This window comes from Dysgonomonas sp. Marseille-P4361 (assembly GCF_900343125.1).
Lineage (GTDB): Bacteria > Bacteroidota > Bacteroidia > Bacteroidales > Dysgonomonadaceae > Dysgonomonas.
Genome location: NZ_OPYL01000010.1, coordinates 13,365 through 34,574, shown reverse-complemented (window position 1 = coordinate 34,574; position 21,210 = coordinate 13,365). Strand labels below are relative to the sequence as shown.

Below are 21,210 nucleotides of genomic sequence, written 5' to 3'. Positions count from 1 at the left end.
AGACATCACTCAATATTTATTCAAAGTCTGTATCAATCCAAAGCAGAGATTGTCAATATTCTCCTTATTAGGATTAAAGGCTGAAACATTAGATAGTATGATTACCCCATTTTTATTTTCAATATCTAAAAGCATGGATGAGCTATACCCCCCTGTACCTCCATTGTGCCAATGTAATTCTTTGTCGTTTTCGGTTGTTATAATATGCCATCCCAAACCAACTTTTATTTTTTCGTTAATAGTAAAAGTCGGAGTTCTAGTCATTGTCAATTCTTTATTATTTGTATTGAATTGAGCCAAAGCAAACTTGGCTAAATCTGATACTGTTGATAATATACTTCCTGCACCTAATAATGTACTTGTGTTCCATTCCCAATTTACCGTTTCGGTTCCTTCATTGTCCAACCCCTTGACCAGTCCAGTTCCGACTTGATTTATGTTTGTGCAAGAATTAAGCATTCCGTATTTATTGAAGATCTTATTTTGTAATAGCCTTTCATAGCTAGTATTCTCCACCTTTTCAAGAGTATATCCAAGTAGCCCAAAACCAAAATTAGAGTATGCATATTTATTGTATGGTTCATTTTGTAATTCTAATTCGCTTTTCAGGTACGAGTCTATCTTCTTTTCGTCATACTGCTGATAAGGATTGGATATGCCTACTTCAAGATTATGCATCAAACTACTAACAATATCCAGATTGGATGGATATTGGCAGAGTCCGGATGTATGATTAGCCAAGCTCTCGAATGGAACATTTATGTTCTCACTGAAAGGAAAGTTGTAATACTTATTTATATTCTCTTTTAGGCCTATATTCCCTTCAAGCACAGTATTTGCAAGGAGAGTAGCTGTGAATACTTTTGAGATAGAGCCAATCTCAAAAACTTTATCTTCATTATCAATCCGCATAATGCATCCATCCTTATTTAATACTCCATAAAACATAGCATCCCCATTCTTTATAAACGCTATAGCTAGTTGGGTATTGTTCGGGAATCCCTTTATTTGGCTAAAGATCAGCTCAGATTGCTCTTTTGATAGATTCGTTAAATCGTTAGTATAAGAGATTCTTTTAACTACATACTCTTTGAATGGCTTTAATAAAAAGATATCTATTTGACCATTATCATTAATAGAAATATCTAGTGTAAGAATAATTTTGGCAAAGGATATCTTATAGGAACTAACTGCTTCGTTATGTATTTTAATAAGTTCTTTATCTGTTATATTACCTGCATAAGATTTAAGTCTGGATAAAAAATCAATGTTTTTTTTGGATGGTAATATACTTTGCATCTCATCGGAGTACATAGATGAGATAGAATGATAATCACCTGAATTATAATATTGGGAGAATTGATCTAATGTTTTTTTAGATGATACGTCTTGTGGAAATAAAGGACTTACGACAAGATTTATTGTTAGTAGTAATAAAAATATTCTGTTCATTATTCACTCTTTTTAGAAACCATACTTGAGACCTACCGAAAAATATGCAGACATACCAAAATGAGGATAACTGTCTTTGGAATCATAGAAAGCTTTTAAGCTTTTAGATCGAAAATAAGTATCTCTTGAAAAAGAGATTCCTGCTGTAAAAGGAATAGAGAATGATTTTCCTAGCAATAACTCTGGTTGAATGCCGACATAACCATATTGAGTAACAAAATACATATCTTTTCCTTCTTTTTCGATAGCTGACATTAATCCTTTTGCTTCTCCAATTAGACCTATTCTGAATTTGTCATTAAGTTGTGTGTTAATAGCAAGCTCAAAAGAATTATACATTGACAATTTGAACTGATATTTACCTTCTAACTTCCAATCTAAATAGAATGAAGGAAAAATCATTGGATAGCCTAAAGCGTTATTTAAGGCTACACCAACGCCCCAATCCAAGTTTGGTTTAGCATGACGGATAAACAATATACCACCCTGACCTAGAATCGTTTTTCCTGATATTTTATCTAAATCTGATGAGAAAATGCCAACACCAAGTACTGCCATCATAGACCACTTCTTATTGAGTGGTCGCAAGTGTATTAATCCTAATTGTGCATTCAGTATTTCTGACTTGTAATAATTTTTTGATAGATTCTTGTTATCCATTGACGCATAAGTGCCACTAAGAGCAATAGCCCAAGCCGTAGGCTTGTTATTCTCATTCATCTTCATGTAGACTGGTAGTTGTATTCCGCCGTCAATGGCTTTTAGATCCCCTTTACCTCCAATGTTGTCTCCTCGCTCGTCTTTAAACTTGGATGGTGCAATATACTCTGATTTTAGGTATATCTGTGCATACCCATTACTTCCTACTAATAGAAACAGTAAGACTAGAATTATTGTTTTCACTGATTTGCATTGCATAATTACCTCTTTTAATTTCAAAAGTAAATGTATGCAATAAGAGAAGTCTAACTTTTTAATGTAGACCAATGTAGGTTATTGGTAGACAAATATAGATACTCAAGGATAGATTATTAATCAAAGATAGGATATTCAGAGTCCTTATAAGAAATTTTACTTTTACCATAAAGAATCGATAATATTATTCTTTAGTATAGTTCTTCGCCAACACTATTCTTCGTATTTTTATAAATGAAAACCACTTAAATTAGCTATTATGGAAACTTTGAACGATAAAGAAGAATTAACTCTACAAAATGTTCCCAAAGCTGTAAACTACCTGATCAATGAGATTGCCGAAATGAGAGCCGTCTTAACGAGTATTGAAACTGGATTAGGATTAGGAGCACATAAACATAGCCCTATTGGTATTGAAAGAGTTTGTGAAATTTTAGACCTAACAGAACGTACTGTAAAGAAGATGATGCGTAACAACACAATTCCTTATTATAAAGTAGAAAAGAAAATTTACTTTTTTGAAGATGAGCTGATCAAATGGGTTGAGAAATCCCGTATCCCTACTTTCGATGAAAGATATGCCAATACCAGAAAAAGATATTAAACGCCTTTAAACATGAAGCTCTCAAGAAAAGAATTATACGATTTAGTTTGGTCAGAACCAATGATAGCTCTAGCCAAACGTTTTGGACTTTCAGATAATGGATTAAGAAAACACTGTAAGTCTATGAATATTCCCACACCCCCTGTTGGCTATTGGAGCAAATTAGAGCATGGAAAACCAGTAAAAAAGACTCCTCTTTCTGAAAATTATGAAGGTAAAAAGACAAACGTAAATTTGAAAGAGGTAGATCAAACTCAGACTCCAGATGAGATTGTAGATTTAGAACCCGAAATCAATAGGCAAGAACAAATAGAGCAAGAAATCAAGGTAGGAGATCTATCTATATTTGTTGTTCCTGAAGTTCTATATGCCAAAGACCCTCTAATCATTGATACGAAAGAAAAACATCGAGAGGATATGATTCCTTGGAGTCAAAGAAAAAGTCCTTATACAAGCAAAATAAAAGAAAGTCTCAATGTATATGTAGGTGAAAAATCCATAGATAGGTCTCTTTGTATATTTTCAACTATCATTAAAGCCTTGCGATTTAGAGGACATGATCTTAAGATAATTAAGGGAAACGAATATAACTCATCTACTTATGCGGTGGTTAAGGAAGAAAAAATCCAAATAGAAATCAAAGAGCGAAAAAAACAAAAAGTAGATAGCAAAAGTGCCCGAGATTTAGAGTATTGTGGAGAACTCAACTTTAATATCCATTACAATTGGTACAGGAAGTTTACTTATAAGGATACAGCTCATACTCGCTTGGAAGATAAGATCATTTCTATTATTGCAAAATTGGAAGTTATTGCAGAAGAAATTAAAGAAGAACGCATCGCTGAAGAGGAACGTAAAATTCGACAAGCAGAAGAGGAGCGTATTCGCAAAGAAAGAGAAGCAAAGGAAAGAGAAGAGCGTGAAAAGTTTGAAGCCAAGCGACAAGCAGAACTTAAAGAATTTAGGATGATGTTAAATATGGCAGAACGACTTCGTAAGGCTAATATACTTCGACAATATATTGCAGATTATGAAGAATATTTAAGTACCAGTGATGCAATGGATGACGAAGTTGAAAAGAAATTAGAATGGGCTCGAAAAAAAGCAGATTGGCTAGATCCGTTTATTGATATCGAAGATGAATATCTGAATGAGGACGATAAAGACTGGGAAATAGAATTAAAGAAAACAGAATCAACTACTAGAAGTCCATCTACTAGCCTTGAAGGTAATACATCCAATTTCTGGACTAGACCATACCGTTGGTTTAATAAAAAAAGATAAATTTTTGAATAACGAGTAAATATACATTTGCTACGCAAAAAGAATGCATAATGAGAATATATCTTTGTCATAAATCCATACTCAATAACAATGAACTATAATTCGAATCAAAAACATTCTAAAGAAATAAAAATTATTGAAAATATAATCAATTCAGATTCTAGTCATATTTCAATCTATCAGAATAATAAATTACTATCGGAAGGTCAAATCTTTAGAAAAGGACGTAAGAATTGTATTTCGACACCTATATACTTAAAGGAAATGGAGGAAGTTGAGATAAAAAATCAGGAAGCCAAGCTGTATTTAAATTGGGAAGAGATAGATTCCAATGGGATATATCAGATATAGACTTTACACAAGGGAAACAATATATCTATACTATCACTATAAATAAAACAGGAATATCAGTAAGTAATAATATTAGCATAATTGATTGGGTAATTAATGGAGAAAAAGAAGAAGGTAATGCAACTCTACCTCAAATAGATATAGAGTATGTAGATATCCCTTCCGGATCGTTTAAAATGGGTGATGATAGTGGTCTCGATAATGTAAAACCTAAACATACGGTGTACCTTACTAACGGGTTTGAAATGAGCAAATACGAGATAACAAATGCACAATATGCTGCTTTCTTAAACAATAATCTATCAAAGATAGGGTATAGAACATTTGGTGTTACAGATAATGTGTATGGAGCTTTTTTCCTATCCGACCCAGATAAAATACTTGTCAGAGACAGTAACAATGCGACAGAAAGAGGAATATGGAGAGATGAATATGGGGTTTGGCATCCTTTCAAAGGCTATGAGAATCATCCGGCAATCTATGTTTCATGGCATGGAGCTATGGCTTTTGCAAAATGGGTTGGAGGAACATTACCTACTGAGGCACAATGGGAATATGCATGTCGTGCCGGCTCTAATGATAAATGGCCTACTGGAAGCAATGGAACTACATCAATTGTGCAAGAATATGCTTGGTTTAAATATAATTCTAATTCATTAACACAAGGCGTCGGGCAGCTTAAGCCCAATGAATGGAGTTTGTATGACATGTATGGAAATGTGTATGAGTGGTGTTTAGATGGACATAGAGTCTATACATCCTCTTCGGTTAACGATCCTATTGGTCCTGTAGATATAGATGAAACAACTATTAGAGGAGGATCTGTTAATCATGTATCATTTTCTGCAACGCAAACTCAAAGTCGTCTCAAAACGGCAAACTCAAATATCATTGGATTTAGAATAATACGCTATAAGTAAACGGCATTTATTAATCGATATAATAAACAACTAAAATACAAGATTTATGAAAGTAAGATTTTTTGCAACCTTATTGATTGTTCCTTTATTCATCTCATGCGGTAGTGACAATGAGGAAATTGAAAATGAAGGGAAGACTCCTAACCCCACTCCTACTGAAGTGAAATTCAGTTCTGGAATAGTTGGCTCGACTAAAATAGTAGGTGATGACGGGAATCAATGGGAAGGGAAAGAGAATATTGGTATATTTATGTTGTCTAATAACACAAATAATGTCTTAGAAAGAGCTCAGAATGTCAATTATAGAGCTCAAACGTCTGGGGTAAAAACAAATCTAACTGCGGTTGATCAAAATAAGATAATCTTTTACCCGCTTCTTGATAATCAAAAAGTAGATTTCTTAGCCTATTATCCTTATAAGGGATCTGCTAATAATTTTATTTATGATTTAGATATAGCGTCTCAATCTCCGCAGACAAATATAGATCTGATAATAGCTAAAACAAATAATGGAGGGAAAGGATTTGATAAAACAAACGAAAGTCCTGTTAATTTAGTATTTAATCATGTGCTATCAAAAGTCATATTAAATGTAAAAGCTGGAGATGGGGTACCTAGCCTTTCCGGATTAAGTGTCAAAATAAAAGGCTTTAATACTAAAGCTAATGTAGATTTAAAAACGTTAGGAATCCCTATTCAAGGTACTACACCTCAAGATATCATACCATTTACTAAAAACACAAATACTTATGAAGCAATACTCCTTCCTTCGGTATTGGGAAATACTCATATTGTGGAATTTACAGTAAATGGTAATACCCATAAATGGCAAATTATAAATAACACTTCTAACATAAAATCATTAGATGCTGCGAAAAAATATACTTTTGATGTAATCATTCAGAAGAATAAGGTTCAGGTAGAAGGTTCAATAATACCATGGGAAATTATAGGAGGAGGAACAGGAATAGCTGATTAAATCAAAATTTTGAAATAATAAGAAAAAACTGTTCACTAACAACCCTAATATTAGACACGTAAGAAAGTCGGCAAACGATCTGCGTCAGGAATACTCTATTGGACAGTTATGAAGTAGATTTCATCCGTTAATATATATATATATACTAACCTCTTTTAATAAAATACGGCTGATAAAAATTTACCAGCCGTATTCAAAACAGATATTATTTTACCAGACAATTGCTTGATCTTCATCTGGTACTAAAATATTAATATTGCGCTGCATAATCATAGAACCATCGCATCTATAAGGCTGTCGTCTTGTTGATATAGAAGTATAATCCTCGTATTTATAAGACATTCTTAATGTAATGAAACGCTTTTTGATATGGGGCTTATCAATATCCATCTCTTCTCTTATTTCATAAGTTGGTTCAGAAAGTAATTCTAAATTTATCTCTGGATTATCAGAAGTTAATTCTAATTTACCTATTTGAGATCCGTCTTCACTTACTCTATCAACATCTTTAAATTTGACAAATATTTTATATTTACTTCTATTTATATCTTTCTCCTCAGTAAGTCCCGCATAAAAGAACACTGTATTATCATCTACAACCCGAGCCTCTCTAGAAGAAACAACCGTTTGATTAGATGTATCATCCCCATAATATATATTCATACCTGTAGCTGAATAGTCCCCTGAATAATCATTGAAAGGCAATATCCATAATAATGCTTTCCTTCTACCTTTATACATATTCATTACATACGAGGGATCATCTTCTATTGTCAAGGGTAAAACCCATTTTTCAGATAAGTCAATTCCAGAGAACTTAAAATTGATATTAAAAAGTGCTACATTCGAATCTGTCGGAATATGACATACATTTGAAGGGAACTCGAAAAAAGATTCAGGAAGCTGTTTGTAATATAAATCTTCCCTATGAGTATATCTAGCATAGTTCAAAATTGCTAGCGTATCGTTATCTACTCCAATACGCACATTATAATCTCTATTATTTATTTTTGAGCCACTTACTATTACAGGTAGTTTATAACTAACTAATCCTTCAGGCTTATATCTGAGGTATATGACAGACACATCATCTCTATTGATTGGAGCCTTTAATGAAACCATATTCGTATACAGTTCATCTTTCCACTCATCATTACATGAACTCAGTAGAAGTAATGTGCTTAATACTATTATATAATAATATATATTTCTCATAATTTTTCTTTTAGTAATGTACTTAATCTACTATAATTAATCAAAAGATTGCCATCCTGGAGCCTGTGTCAGGCGTTTATTTCTTTGTAATTCGTCATAAGTTACAGGCCAGAAATACATCTTTCTGGAAAATGAAGCTACCAAATGAGGAATCTCTACTTGTTCATAGAAAAGTTCTGCATTTTCTTTTGTAATAAAGGTATTACACCCATATATTGGTTTCGCTTCTTCTTCTTGAGCATCCAACCAACGCCTAAGATCATAATAACGTTGATTTTCTCCTAAGAATTCAATTTGGCGCTCATGCTTTATAGCTTTACGCAACAGCTCTTGGCTCTCATATGTTTGAGGATTAATATCATCATAATTAGGTAAACCTGCTCGCAAACGCACAGGAAGTATTGCCTCTTTCATTTTTGCTACATCGCGAGAAATTTCATAAGTCCTTTCCCCATCCCATGATTTTACCTGATAAGAAGAACCCTCATTTAGCTCATTTAAAGATTCAGCATACATTAACAGAATATCAGCATAACGAATAACTGGATCGATTTTTGGGTATGCGATACCGCTACTAACATAACTATCTTTAGGATTCACATATTTCATCATACTAATTCCTGTAGGTTGCCAACGTTCCGAACTTGCTGAACGACCATCCTGCTCTCCTCGATAATACCAGGTTTGATGATTGCGATATTCAGATTTATCTGAACTTGCTAAAGGAAACACAACTCCATTATAAGCAATAGAAGCATAGAAACGAGGTTCTCTATTTGCATATTCTTTCCAAACACCAGCTTTTAGATGAGGAAACTCATTGTCAGATTCTGTAAATCCTTTCATTGCAGTTTTACGATCAAAAGGTTTTCCGTCGTTCATAACATAAGCATCACATTGCTTACCTGTTACTCCATGACAATTATATCCTCCTCCGAATTGAGGCATTTGATGCCTTGAAATAGATAAGATTCCATATTCAGGGTGAAGTTGATTATCCCCACGTGTAAAAATTATTTCCGGATTTTCGGCTACATACAAGTCCCCATTAAATAAAGCTCGGTAAGATTCGAACGGATCTATATCTCTCCACCCTTGAGGCCAATCTTTATGCGAGTATTCAGGATGTTCAGGAGGGGAAACAGTTGCTGGATATATATCAGAGCCTGTAATACGTTTCACAGCTACATAAAGTTTGTATTGTCCCAAGTCTATAACATCTAAAGCCGCAGCGGCAGCTTTTGCCCATTTCCCTTCGTCATACTCTTGCGAAATTAGCTGTTTTCCTTGGTCATCAATAAAGTCGGCCATTTCTTTTGGATGGTCTCCTTTAGGGTTCATCAACGGACTGGCTGCATAAAGATACGCCTTTGCCCTAACGGCTAATGCCGCACCTCTGGTCGGACGAGAGGCACTACGAGTATCACGATTTAATGGCAGTAATTCGGCTGCTAGCTTCATTTGATTCGAGATGTATTCTACACATTCATCGTAGGTACTACGAGGAAAAGAGAGGTCATCATAGCTATCATCATAATCAATAGCTTTGTCAGGCAAAATAGGAATTGGCCCATATTTTCTTAATAATAACCAATACAGATACCCACGAATAAAATACGCTTGTCCCATTAGGTCTTTATACTCTTCTTCACTAATCTCATCTCCAGGATGAGCCAGTTCTATCATTATAGAAGCTTGTCGTATACCATCGTATGACTGTCTCCAAGAGCCTGAATAATGATAAGGTGTATAATTTCCTAATCGTATATCGGCATAAGTTCTACCTCCACTACCCTCATTAAAGACTGCATCGTCTGAAAAATTTGTAATTGTATATCTTATATGGCCTATTTCCAAATTGTAATTGAGCAATTGAAAATAAGCATTTGCCAACCATTCTTCAGTATAGTCCTTACTATTGAATATACGCTCTAATTCCTGTCTATCGTTAAAGTAACGATCTACATTTAAATAATCAGAACAAGATTGAAAACAAGTTCCCAAACAGATTAAAAGTAATATTATATATTTTTTCATAAAATTCATACATTTAAATTTTAATCGACAGACCTAAAGTTATTGTTTTTCCTAAAGGATATTTTTGTCCATTAGAGCTTCCCATTTCCGGATCCCATAATTTGAATTTAGAGAATGTTAGTAGGTTTTGTCCAATAAGATGGAGACGCACATTGTTTAGATATACTTTATTCACAATATTTTTAGGAACTGTATATCCTACTTCTAGCGTTTTCAAACGAAGATAAGAGCCATCCCGTAGCCAGTATGTCGAATTGCGGTAATTATTAGAGTTCCCTCCATAACTTAAACGTGGATATTCCGCATTAACATCCTCATTTTTGTCTAATATCCAACGATTCGATTCTACAACATCTTTTAAAATGTTTCCCCATTCTCCTTGTTGAAATGGATACACTGTAAACCCATCAATAAAGAAGTTAGACTTACCCGCTCCCTGAAAATGAATATTAACATCAAAGCCTTTCCAAGTAGCAGAAACTCCGAATCCGTATATAAGATTAGGTCTGGTAGTTGCACCAACAGGAACTATATCATCATTGTTAATTATACCATCACCATTAATATCTTTATATTTAATATCTCCTGGCATAACTTCACCAAAATCCTGTCGTGGACTGTTACGTATATCTTCATAGTCTTTGAAAAGCCCTAAAGCGATTAAGCCTTTAGCCTGATCTACACGATAACCTGTACGTTTAAGATACGGATAGCGACTATACAACTCATCAGCTTCTGTAATTTCATTTTTGCTATAAGTAAAATTACCTCGCATTTGAATATTAACATTTTCTACCTTATGATGAATACTGAAGTTACCATCAAAACCTTTATTGGAAGTTGCACCTATATTAGCATATGGTGTCAATTGTTGAAGGCCCACTGTTTCTGGCAAAAAATCGCGAGGCATATAAATTCCTTCACGTTTTTCGTTAAAATAGTCTATTGTAAGTCCAAACTTATCTCCAAATAGATAGATATCAACACCGAGGTCATGTTTTTTAGCTATTTCCCATGTTACACTATTAGACGCTATTGTATAATATGTCAATCCTCCATAAGAGAAAGGACTTCCTAAATCACCCCAGTTATAGCCCTTGTATATATAGTTTTTAGATTCATCATTGGAGCCTGTAGGCAAGTACATTGGATATCCAAAGCCTGCAAGGTATGGGAAGCGTACCTCATTATTCGCTCTATCTCTCAGATTGTCGCTGCCAACTTCCCCATAAGAGTAACGTATCTTAAACATTTCGAGCCAATCTACATTATTCTTCACAAAGCTCTCCTCTGCTATGTTCCATGCTCCAGAAACAGCCGGAAAAAAACCATATTGATTTCCTCTCGCAAAGTTTTCGGAACCATTGTAACCGAAATTAAAATTCACCAAATAACGATTTTTATAATCATAGGAAAAGCTTCCTGCAAGACCTTGATGACGTTTACTGATACCTTTTATGATATCACTTTGTATATCAGATGTATTGATGTATTGATCTTGAGTATATTTAAGTATGCCACCTACATTATGTACTTCAGCAAATGTACGTTTATAGATTAAGTCGGATTCAAAAAATTCTTTTCTTTCACCTTTCGCAGATGAATACTGATACATTATTCTTTCTGTCCGATAACGATTAAATACCAGATTACCATCTGAATCTCGAAGGCGTTCTACTCTCCACATCTCAGGATTTTTACGGCGTTGAATATAATTTTCATTAAAAGTATCATATCCAAAACGCGCATTAAACTGTAAGCCTTCTGTTATGAAATCCAATTTTTGTTCCAAAGTTATATTTGATTGGATTTTATTTTTCCATATTTCGGAATATCCGGTTTGTGTAGCTGCTACCCAAGGATTATATTCTCCTTCCCACAAATCATCTTCTCCGTATGGACGGTATGTCGGAATATATCCGTTCGAATATATTACAGGTAAAGAAATGGGATTGCTCCCGAAAAGGGAATTCCAAATGTCATCAGATTTTGCTCCCGCATGATTTGTCTTTTCTAGAGACCCTCCAATACCAACTGCAATTAAAGTTGATTTGGTTGGATTCATATCTAAATTTAAACGATAATTGTAACGCTCGTAATTTGCATTAGTATTATAATCTTTCATCGTTTTATCTACATGATACATACCACCTTCGTTCAGATAACTCCCGGAAAGGAAATAACGCGCAGTAGCACCCCCTCCTTGAATATTAACATTTCCACGAAAAGTAGGAGCACTGTCTTTTAATAATAAATCCACCCAATCGACATTTGGATATATGTCCTGATCTAATTTATTATGAAGAATGAATAATTCATCAGTAGTATAAGCAGGTCTTCTATTCCTAGTTGTAAGAGCCTCATTCATTAATGATGCATATGTTCCTCCATCTACAAATTCAGGTGTACTTGTACGTGTTGTATATGTATATTCAGCCTTGGCATCTACAGTTACTTTACCCTCATTACCTCTTTTGGTAGTGATTAGTATTACACCATTTGCTCCACGAGAGCCATAGATAGCTGTAGTAGAAGCATCTTTAAGTACAGAGAAGTCTGCAATATCTTCAATATTTAATTCGTCCAGACTACGTTCGAAACCATCAACTAATACAAGAGCAGAAGCTCCTCCTCCAAAAGTAGATATTCCCCGTATCCAGAATTCAGAAGTATTGGAACCCGGCTGACCTGATTTTTGCATAGCCATAACTCCTGATACATTCCCTGCCAAAGCATTAGAAATACTAGACACAGGTGTATTAAGCGTTCCTACATCTACAGTTGTTATGGCTCCTGTCACAGTAACTTTTTTCTGTGTACCGACCCCTGTAACTGTAACTGCATCTAATACTGTTTCTTTGGATTCTTCCATTACAATATTTAACACAGTGTTTTCTTCTTTTACTAAATGCTCTTGGGTTTGAAACCCTATGTAGGAAAAAACCAAGTATTGGAAACTAGTAGTTTTTATTTTATATTTACCATCAGCATCAGTTATAACACCTAATCCTGGCATATTTTTCACTGTAACGCTAACTCCTATTAAAGGTTCACCTTGTGAGTCAGCTACACTACCTGAAATCTCTACACTCTTACTTTGAGAATACATACTCATAGAGTATATAAATAAGCAAAGAATGCCTAAAATATATTTATTCATGTGTTTCTTGTGTTTTTATAGTTTAGTTATTCTATTGATATAGAGCGTATACGTTTGTTATTTCTATCTGCAATATAAAAAACGGCATTCTCCTCATCATAACAGATACCACTAGGTCTTCTAAATCGGGCCGTTTCTCTGACATCTCCGTCTATCCATCCTTCCACATTATTATCAGACGTTTGACTACCTCGGCCGGCAAAAGTAGAAACTAGCCCTTCAGGCGTTATTTTTCGTATACAATGATTACCCAGGTCACAAAGGTAAAAATCATAGACATCTCCTCTATTCTCCGCTACATAAGTTTCATTCTTAACAAATACTCCTTGTCGGACTTCTTCAAATCGAGCCTGTGTTCCTGGTGCATCACTATAACCTCCACTACCCCAAGAACCAGCCAAAATGGTTGGACTTGTCAATTCCTTAGTAGTTGGATTATAAATTGATTTAGAAACACAATTTGCACCTACTAAATATGCATAAAGACCATCTGGGTGCATTATAATATAAGTGTGGGCACTGTTATTATTTGCGTTTATATTGAATAATCTTTTACCCACCCATTCTCCAGAAGCGGCATCATATTCTCCTCGAGCTTTCAAAACTCCGGCATTAAACCATGTATTGTAAAAGAGATCTCCATATTTATTTTGAGCACAGGAATAGCCTGTTCTATCATAAATATATGGATATACTTTTCTGAAAGATTCTCCTCTTATTGAATAGTGAAGAACAGGCATTTCTCTGTTGTCTCGTCCATGATCGTCGGCAAAAAACATTGTGTCTCGAGTCGTATTAAATGTCATTGTTTGAAATGCTCTCATTCCTGCTTGTCCGTTTGTAAAAACAGTTGACACTGTTTTTTCGTCTAGATTTATTCTACGGAGAGATTTGCTAGGTTCTACAACATACAACATTCTTTGACCTTCGGGTGTTTTATCAAATTCTATCCACCAAGGATCTTCAAATTCTGCTTCTTCAAAATTCCCATCAATCATACTACTTGAATTTGTTGACGGATCTATTTTTCCAGTAAGAGTAGAAACTGTTGTAGTTAATTTGAAATTAAAAACTGAATCAAATTCATGTTCAACAGCTACATCCCCTTTTGCATTTAAGAGTGTAACTTTTACATCACCATCTGTAGCACGAGGAGGTACCATTAGGTATATAGATGTTCCATTACATCCTATAACAGAAGCATCCTTGCCCCCAATAGTAACTTTAATTTTGGATACATCTGTTCCAAAATTACTCCCTTCTATAAAGACACGAGTACGGACTGCTCCTTCCTTGGGAGAGAAATCATTAAAAACAACCGGTTTTGAAGGATCAAAAGGAGAACCTTCTTCTAAAACCGTCGGATCAACACCCTTCTCGGTACAACCTATTGTAACGAGACCTAAAGTGAGAAAAATCACAATAGAGTAAAAAAGTAATTTCCTGATTTTCATAATATAATATAATTAAATTGAGTTCATACATTTTGCATAAAATAGAGCTAAGAGATAATGCAAATGGGCAATTGTATATTTCTCTTTATTTGGTTAATTTTATTATTATATCTTCTGTTATTGTGTACAATAGTATGAATGGATCTTATAATGTAACCCCACAATAAGAATACTGCGATCTTTGGAAATTAGTTTAGTTATTATTAGGGCATTTAGGCATGTATAACTAATTAGCAATATGTTAAAAAGTAAAATATTTTTCATCGAATCAGATTTTAAGGCTATCATATAATTAATACTATTAACACACCTATTAATAAAAAAATTTGTAAATCAATCATATATAAGATAGTTATCCTTCCTATACATATTTTTCTAGATCAGATTTTAGGGCTCACTTCCTAAGTGATATAGTTCGCCGTTAAAAGTAGAATCTTTTTTATAATTTACCAAACTTTAATGATTGTTTTTTAATGTTTTATAACTCATCAAGTTTCGAATGAGCTAGAAGTTAAGAGGTTTATCTTTTTCCTCTATCACATATTTACAGATTAATATACTCACTATCAACAACATGATCACTTTACACAGAAAACTATTTTGTAACCTTATGCCATTCTTTAAGAATTACATTATCAATAAGTTAAAAGGAAGAGAAGTAAACATACTACTTTAATTTAACACTTAATGATTCTTGATTATGTAAACAACTAAGGATCAATATCTTTTTTTTCAAAACATCACTTAGGAAGTGATATTTTCTATTCTAGAATCAAGGGAAATTCTTTGATTTACTTCCAAATCTTCGGTTTTTATTACTTATAATAGGATAGGTTATAATAGATCTCTTTTATTATTTTCTGTTTAGTCATAGAAGGTTTCCTCCCATAACTTTTGTAGAAACAGGAATGTTATATTTTTAATATGTCTTTGTAAAATTTGGTGTTTTGGAATATAGTGTATTGAACATTTAGAAGCCTACAGCACGGGATACGATTTCATTTGCTTCGTCCAATCGTGTGTGATTAATAGAGGCTAGATAGATATAAGTAGTCTTAACAGATGAGTGCCCCAGTCCTTCCGAAATAGTCCAGATGGGTAAATCTCTTCTTTAGCTATTGTTGCCCATGTATGTCGAGCCACATGTGAGGTTATCCGCCTTTTTATATCAGCCAATTTTTGAATTTGTTTCAAACACCTGTTTTGTCTGCTTAATGCTGACAGATACTGATTATATGCACTCTTCTCTTGACTTCTGATTATAGGGAATATATATGGGCTATCACCCGTTATTCGAGCATATTTGTTAATGATTTTTCTTAAGGAAGTGTTAATTTTGATACTTAGCTCTTGCCCTGTCTTCTTCCTTCTATAGGTAAGGATATCATCCTTAATATTTGATTTTTTCAGGAATGATATATCAACAAAGGACATTCCCCGTGTATGGAAACTGAAAAGAAAAAGGTCACGAGCCAGCTCTAGTTCTGATTGCTTTGATGCATTCATCGAGAGTTCGCTAGATTTTTTTTCTATAAGTTCAGAAAAATCCAAAGAGTAAATCTTACTGACATCTTCTTTCGAAAGAGCCCTTTTGGGTGTCGATTTAACTCCTGTATAAACTTTCTCAAAAGGATTATCCAAACTTGGGATTAGTATCTTATCTGCGATAGCCTTATTGTAAATAGCTCTGAGATTACGCATATAAAAAGAAATGGTATTGAGACTTAATCCCTGATGGGAAAGTTCCCTTTCATAATTTTCTACAAATTCAGCAGTAATTTCGTTTAATGAGAAATCGCACTCCTGATTAAACTTTACAGTTCGTCTCATTACTGAAAGATAGGCTTCAGAAGTACGATAACGCTTTTCTTCTGCGAGCTTATTTGCTAATAACTTGGCATAATCGGAAAAGCTACTGGTAAAAGCATTGTGTTTAAAATCAGCTATTAACTGATCAATATTATTCATCTCTTTTCGTCGATGCTCATTAAGTATTTTTTCCAGGTATAAAATCTTATTCTTTAATGTAGCATTGAGTTGATATAGGTAGTTTTTTCTTTCCAGGGAAAAGTTTCTCAAAACTATGCGTGAATTTTCATCATCCCATTCTTCCTGCATTAATTTTAGTCCGGTGGCAACCTGACGCGTCTGACGTTTATGATAAATTCGGAGACTGAGAAAACCTTCTTCTTTGTTTTTTTTTGATGGTCGGAATACTATACGGATACTCATAGGTATGTTTTTTAGGTTAAAAAATGAGAGACAAAAATAGAACAAAAAACGATGCTCTCTTAGCATATCATCAAGACTATTTGTACGTAGAGACATTTATCTTAGTCTTTAAGAAGTTACCAGCAAAATACAGCTACACAATTAAGCAAAAAACAGGTAAATTTTGTAGAACACTACACTTCAAACAATTGAATATGTAACTATTGCGAAGAGGGCTCAAGCCCCTCCGAGGCCACCTGGAAATCATGCATTTAGATTAATCTCTAAACCTTTTTGTTTCGAATGTCCTCTCAAGAAAGAACAGGATTTGAAAAACGAAAAATATGAGACTATTTTATTATGTTAAAAAAACAAAACACTTAACGCCTAATGGTAAACTTTAGTTTGAAAATATATAAAATCTACCTGATGGCTTCAGTATACTTTTCACAGACCGATTTCGAACCATATATAAGTTAGCTTCTTGAAAATACTTCTATTCTGTTTATCTATAATCTTAACAAAGAGTGTTATATTTGTCATACCTTAGATACCAAAGAGTTATAACTAGAATTAAAATGCTATGATTCACAAAAATGCGTTAATTGTAATTTTCCTATTGGGATATTTCCAATTATTTGCCAACAATCCAATATTGGGAGGATACCGCTATGCTTCGGAAAAAGCCCCTACGGGCAATGAATGGGAATCTCCAGAAAGTATTGCTTTAAACAAAGAACAACCTCGTTCTTATTTCTTCTCATTCCAAGATGTTGAAAGTGCTCGAAAAGTTTTACCGGAGAACAGTGAATATTGGCTTTCTCTAAATGGAGAGTGGAAATTTAATTGGGCACCGGATCCAAATTCACGCCCAAAGGATTTTTTCAACACATCCTACAACGCTTCATCATGGGATGAAATACAAGTCCCTTCGAACTGGAATATATACGGAATACAAAAAGATGGTAGTTTGAAATACGGACATCCTATCTATGTAAACCAACCTGTTATTTTCCAACATTCAGTAAAGGTTGACGACTGGAGAGGGGGAGTAATGCGCACCCCACCTTCCAATTGGACGACCTATAAACACAGAAACGAAGTAGGTTCGTACATACGAGAATTTGAAGTTCCTGAAAATTGGGACGGACGCGAAGTGTTTATCAATTTCGATGGTGTTGATTCTTTTTTCTATTTATGGATAAACGGTCAGTATGTAGGGTTTTCTAAAAATTCACGTAATGCTGCTATTTTTAATATTACAAAATATTTGAAAAAGGGGCAAAACAAACTAGCTGTAGAGGTATATAGAAATGCGGACGCTTCGTTTTTAGAAGCGCAAGACATGTTTCGTCTTCCTGGTATCTTTCGTTCAGTCGCATTAACTTCTACACCCAAAGTACAAATTCGAGATTTAGTAGTTATCCCTGACCTGGATGAGTCTTATACAGACGGATCACTTAGTATCAGTGCAGATGTTCGAAATTTAAGCAGCAAAATAGCAAAAGGGTATAGTCTCACCTACTCTCTTTACGAAAATGAGCTATATTCCGATGAAAACAAATTGGTTACGGGTGTGACAATTACAGAAGCTATAAATCAAATCAAATCGGAAGAATCTGCTGTAAATAATTCGATACTGAATATAGAAAAACCAAAAAAATGGTCTGCCGAATACCCTCATAGATACACCTTGGTAGCAGAGTTGAAAGATGCAAAAGGTAAAGTTGTTGAAATCGTTTCATCCTATGTAGGATTCCGCAAAGTAGAGATAAGAGACACACCAGCTTCTGAAGACGAGTTTGGTCTAGAGGGTCGTTATTTTTATGTAAATGGGAAAACCGTAAAACTAAAAGGAGTAAATCGCCATGAGACTAATCCGGAAGCAGGACATGCTATCACTCGCCAAATGATGGAAAAAGAGATTATGCTCATGAAGCAAGCAAATATTAACCATGTTCGTAATGCTCATTATCCTGATCAACCTTATTGGTATTACCTATGCGACAAATATGGTATTTACCTGGAGGATGAAGCAAATATAGAATCACATGAATATTATTATGGAGAAGCATCGCTCTCTCACCCAGTAGAATGGAAAAATGCACATGTGGCACGTGTGATGGAAATGGCACATGCTACAGTAAACAGTCCATCAATTATTATTTGGTCTCTGGGCAATGAAGCCGGACCCGGAGAAAACTTTGTTCATGCCTATAGTGCACTTAAAACATTTGACAAATCACGTCCTGTTCAGTATGAACGTAATAATAATATTGTAGATATGGGGTCTAATCAGTATCCTTCTATCGGATGGACACGCGAAGCTGTTAAAGGAAAGTCGAACATAAAATACCCTTTCCATATCTCAGAATATGCACACTCTATGGGTAATGCCGGAGGAAATCTAGTTGACTATTGGGAAGCAATAGAGTCAACTAACTTCTTCTGTGGTGGTGCTATTTGGGATTGGGTAGATCAAGCTTTGTATAATTACGACCCCACAACGCGAGAAAAATATATGGCTTATGGTGGAGACTTTGGAGATACACCTAATGACGGGCAGTTCGTTATGAATGGAATTGTATTTGCAGATCTGGAACCTAAACCTCAGTACTATGATGTCAAGAAGGTTTATCAACATATTTCGGTTAAAGAAATAGACAAACAACAAGGTATCTTTGAAGTATTTAATAAATATTATTTTAAAGATCTATCTGATTATAGTACCAAATGGGCTGTATATGAAAACGGTAAAGAGGTACTATCAGGATATATTGACATTGGAGATATACCTGCTCGTACAAGAAAAAACATTACTATTCCATACCAATGCAGCAAGCTAAAACCTGATTCTGAATATTTCATCAAGGTTCAATTTACACTAAAGGAAAAAATGCCGTGGGCACCTAGTGGATTCGTTGTTGCAGAGGAACAGATTCTGCTTAAAAAAGCTACCGAAAAACCTCTAATCAGCGAAGTTTCAAATAGCAATGAAAGACTACAGCTTATCAAGTCTTCTTCTGATATCAAGACGGTTAAAGGAAATAATTTCTCTGTCCAGTTTGATACCAAAACCGGCTCTATACACAGTTTGACATATGGAAAAGACTGTATCATAAAGGAAGGAAACGGACCTAAAGTCGATGCATTCCGCGCTTTCGTTAACAATGATAACTGGTTCTATTCTCAATGGTTCGACAATGGGCTTCACAATCTGATCCATAAAGCCACAGACTGTAAGATAATAAAGAGAGTGGATGGAAGCATACTTTTAGCTTTTACCGTAAAATCTCAAGCCCCTAACGCTGCAAAAATACACGGAGGTACCAGTTCAGGCAAAAACAGTATAGAGGAACTGACTGACAGAATATTTGAGGCAAATGATTTTCTATTTACAACAAACCAGATATGGACTGTATATGAAGATGGCTCAATAGAACTACAATCCAGCATTACTTCTAATAAACCCAATTTAATATTACCACGTTTAGGCTATGTAATGCAAATACCCAAAGACTATTATCAATTTACATATTATGGTCGAGGACCTGTAGATAATTTTGCAGACCGAAAAAGTGGACAGTTTATTGAAGAGTATACCTGCAAAGTTGCTAACAATTTTGTAAACTTTCCGAAACCTCAAGATATGGGCAATAGAGAAGATGTACGTTGGTGTGCTTTAACAAATAAGATTGGTAACGGAGCAATCTTTATATCTACTGATAAAATGGCTGTTTCAGCTCTACAATATTCAGCAAAAGATCTTATTTTAGCCTCACACATTTATCAACTGCCTCAGGCTGGAGATACTTATCTACATTTGAACACAGCGGTAACCGGCCTCGGGGGAAACAGTTGTGGACAAGGAGGCCCATTGCTTCAAGACAGAGTATTTGCCAACAACCACAATATGGGATTTATTATTCGCCCAACTCAAGCACGCAATTTATCGGCAATAGCAAATGTTGCTCCTGCCGGAGATATTCCTCTTACCATAACTAGAGATAAAAAAGGAACAGTAGAAATATTATCTCCTAGAGAAAATGCTGAAATCTATTATACTCTAAACGGAGAAAAACAAAAGCAATATACGGAGCACATACCACTTCGCGATGGAGGAACAATAACGGCATGGTTTAAAGAAACTTCGGAATTAAAGGTTACAGTATCTTTCGAAAAGATAGAAGGTATACAAACCGAAGTTATTTACACTAGCAGCGAAGAGGTTGGTGAGGGAGATGCTAAACACCTAACGGATGGTGATCCAAATACTATTTGGCATACAATGTATTCAGTTACAGTAGCACAATACCCTCATTGGGTGGATCTTGATGCTGGAGAAGAAAGGATAATTAAAGGATTTGTTTATTTGCCAAGACAAAGCGGAGCAAACGGTCGAATAAAAAAATACCGTATACAAGTGAGTAACGATGCTAAAAATTGGAGTGAATCTGTTACTGAAGGTGAATTTGATAAGTCAGGAAAAGAGAAAAGAATAATATTTGAAACACCAGTAAAAGCTAGATATATACGCTTTACTGCATTAAGTGAACAAAATAGTCAAGATTTTGCATCAGGAGCTGAAATAGAGATTCTTGCTGATTAATAGTCATAAAAAGACAAGC

Annotated in this window: 13 protein-coding genes; 6 read left to right on the top strand and 7 right to left on the bottom strand. The window is 34.6% G+C overall.

Annotation, left to right across the window (positions count from 1 at the left end; all coding sequences use genetic code 11):
* Positions 1–9 precede the first annotated feature (9 nt).
* Positions 10–1,452: a serine hydrolase gene (locus DHU68_RS13580; RefSeq protein WP_108823548.1), complete on the bottom strand. Its 1,443-nt coding sequence runs from the start codon at positions 1,450–1,452 to the stop codon at positions 10–12.
* Positions 1,453–1,464: 12 nt separating this feature from the next.
* A complete protein-coding gene (locus DHU68_RS13575; RefSeq protein ID WP_108823547.1) occupies positions 1,465–2,370 on the bottom strand; it encodes a DUF6268 family outer membrane beta-barrel protein in 906 nt (301 codons plus the stop codon).
* A gap of 256 nt (positions 2,371–2,626) precedes the next feature.
* Between DHU68_RS13575 and DHU68_RS13570 the strand changes: the two genes are divergently transcribed.
* From DHU68_RS13570 to DHU68_RS13550, 5 genes are all read left to right on the top strand, one after another.
* A complete protein-coding gene (locus DHU68_RS13570; RefSeq protein WP_108823546.1) occupies positions 2,627–2,971 on the top strand; it encodes a helix-turn-helix domain-containing protein in 345 nt (114 codons plus the stop codon).
* A gap of 12 nt (positions 2,972–2,983) precedes the next feature.
* Positions 2,984–4,255: a hypothetical protein gene (locus DHU68_RS13565; protein ID WP_108823545.1), complete on the top strand. Its 1,272-nt coding sequence runs from the start codon at positions 2,984–2,986 to the stop codon at positions 4,253–4,255.
* Positions 4,256–4,345: 90 nt separating this feature from the next.
* On the top strand, positions 4,346–4,606 hold the full coding sequence (locus tag DHU68_RS13560) for a hypothetical protein (RefSeq protein ID WP_108823544.1): 261 nt from the start codon (positions 4,346–4,348) through the stop codon (positions 4,604–4,606).
* Positions 4,567–5,526, top strand: coding sequence for an SUMF1/EgtB/PvdO family nonheme iron enzyme (locus DHU68_RS13555; RefSeq protein ID WP_108823543.1), 960 nt, complete (start codon positions 4,567–4,569; stop codon positions 5,524–5,526). Before DHU68_RS13560 ends, DHU68_RS13555 begins: the two co-directional genes overlap by 40 nt.
* 46 nt (positions 5,527–5,572) lie before the next feature.
* A complete protein-coding gene (locus DHU68_RS13550; protein WP_108823542.1) occupies positions 5,573–6,505 on the top strand; it encodes a fimbrillin family protein in 933 nt (310 codons plus the stop codon).
* Between the two features lie 210 nt (positions 6,506–6,715).
* Here DHU68_RS13550 and DHU68_RS13545 read toward each other — a convergent pair whose 3' ends face one another.
* From DHU68_RS13545 to DHU68_RS13525, 5 genes are all read right to left on the bottom strand, one after another.
* Complete coding sequence (locus DHU68_RS13545; protein WP_108823541.1) at positions 6,716–7,720, bottom strand: DUF4973 domain-containing protein; 1,005 nt, start codon at positions 7,718–7,720, stop codon at positions 6,716–6,718.
* Positions 7,721–7,756: 36 nt separating this feature from the next.
* Complete coding sequence (locus DHU68_RS13540) at positions 7,757–9,757, bottom strand: RagB/SusD family nutrient uptake outer membrane protein (RefSeq protein ID WP_108823595.1); 2,001 nt, start codon at positions 9,755–9,757, stop codon at positions 7,757–7,759.
* A 13-nt stretch (positions 9,758–9,770) separates the two neighbouring features.
* Complete coding sequence (locus tag DHU68_RS13535; RefSeq protein ID WP_108823540.1) at positions 9,771–12,917, bottom strand: TonB-dependent receptor; 3,147 nt, start codon at positions 12,915–12,917, stop codon at positions 9,771–9,773.
* Between the two features lie 26 nt (positions 12,918–12,943).
* On the bottom strand, positions 12,944–14,371 hold the full coding sequence (locus tag DHU68_RS13530; protein WP_108823539.1) for an IPT/TIG domain-containing protein: 1,428 nt from the start codon (positions 14,369–14,371) through the stop codon (positions 12,944–12,946).
* A gap of 1,035 nt (positions 14,372–15,406) precedes the next feature.
* On the bottom strand, positions 15,407–16,603 hold the full coding sequence (locus tag DHU68_RS13525) for a site-specific integrase (RefSeq protein ID WP_160111150.1): 1,197 nt from the start codon (positions 16,601–16,603) through the stop codon (positions 15,407–15,409).
* 565 nt (positions 16,604–17,168) lie between these two features.
* Between DHU68_RS13525 and DHU68_RS13520 the strand changes: the two genes are divergently transcribed.
* Entirely contained in the window at positions 17,169–21,191 is a 4,023-nt protein-coding gene (locus DHU68_RS13520) for a glycoside hydrolase family 2 TIM barrel-domain containing protein (RefSeq protein ID WP_369831347.1), read from the top strand.
* Positions 21,192–21,210 lie beyond the last annotated feature (19 nt).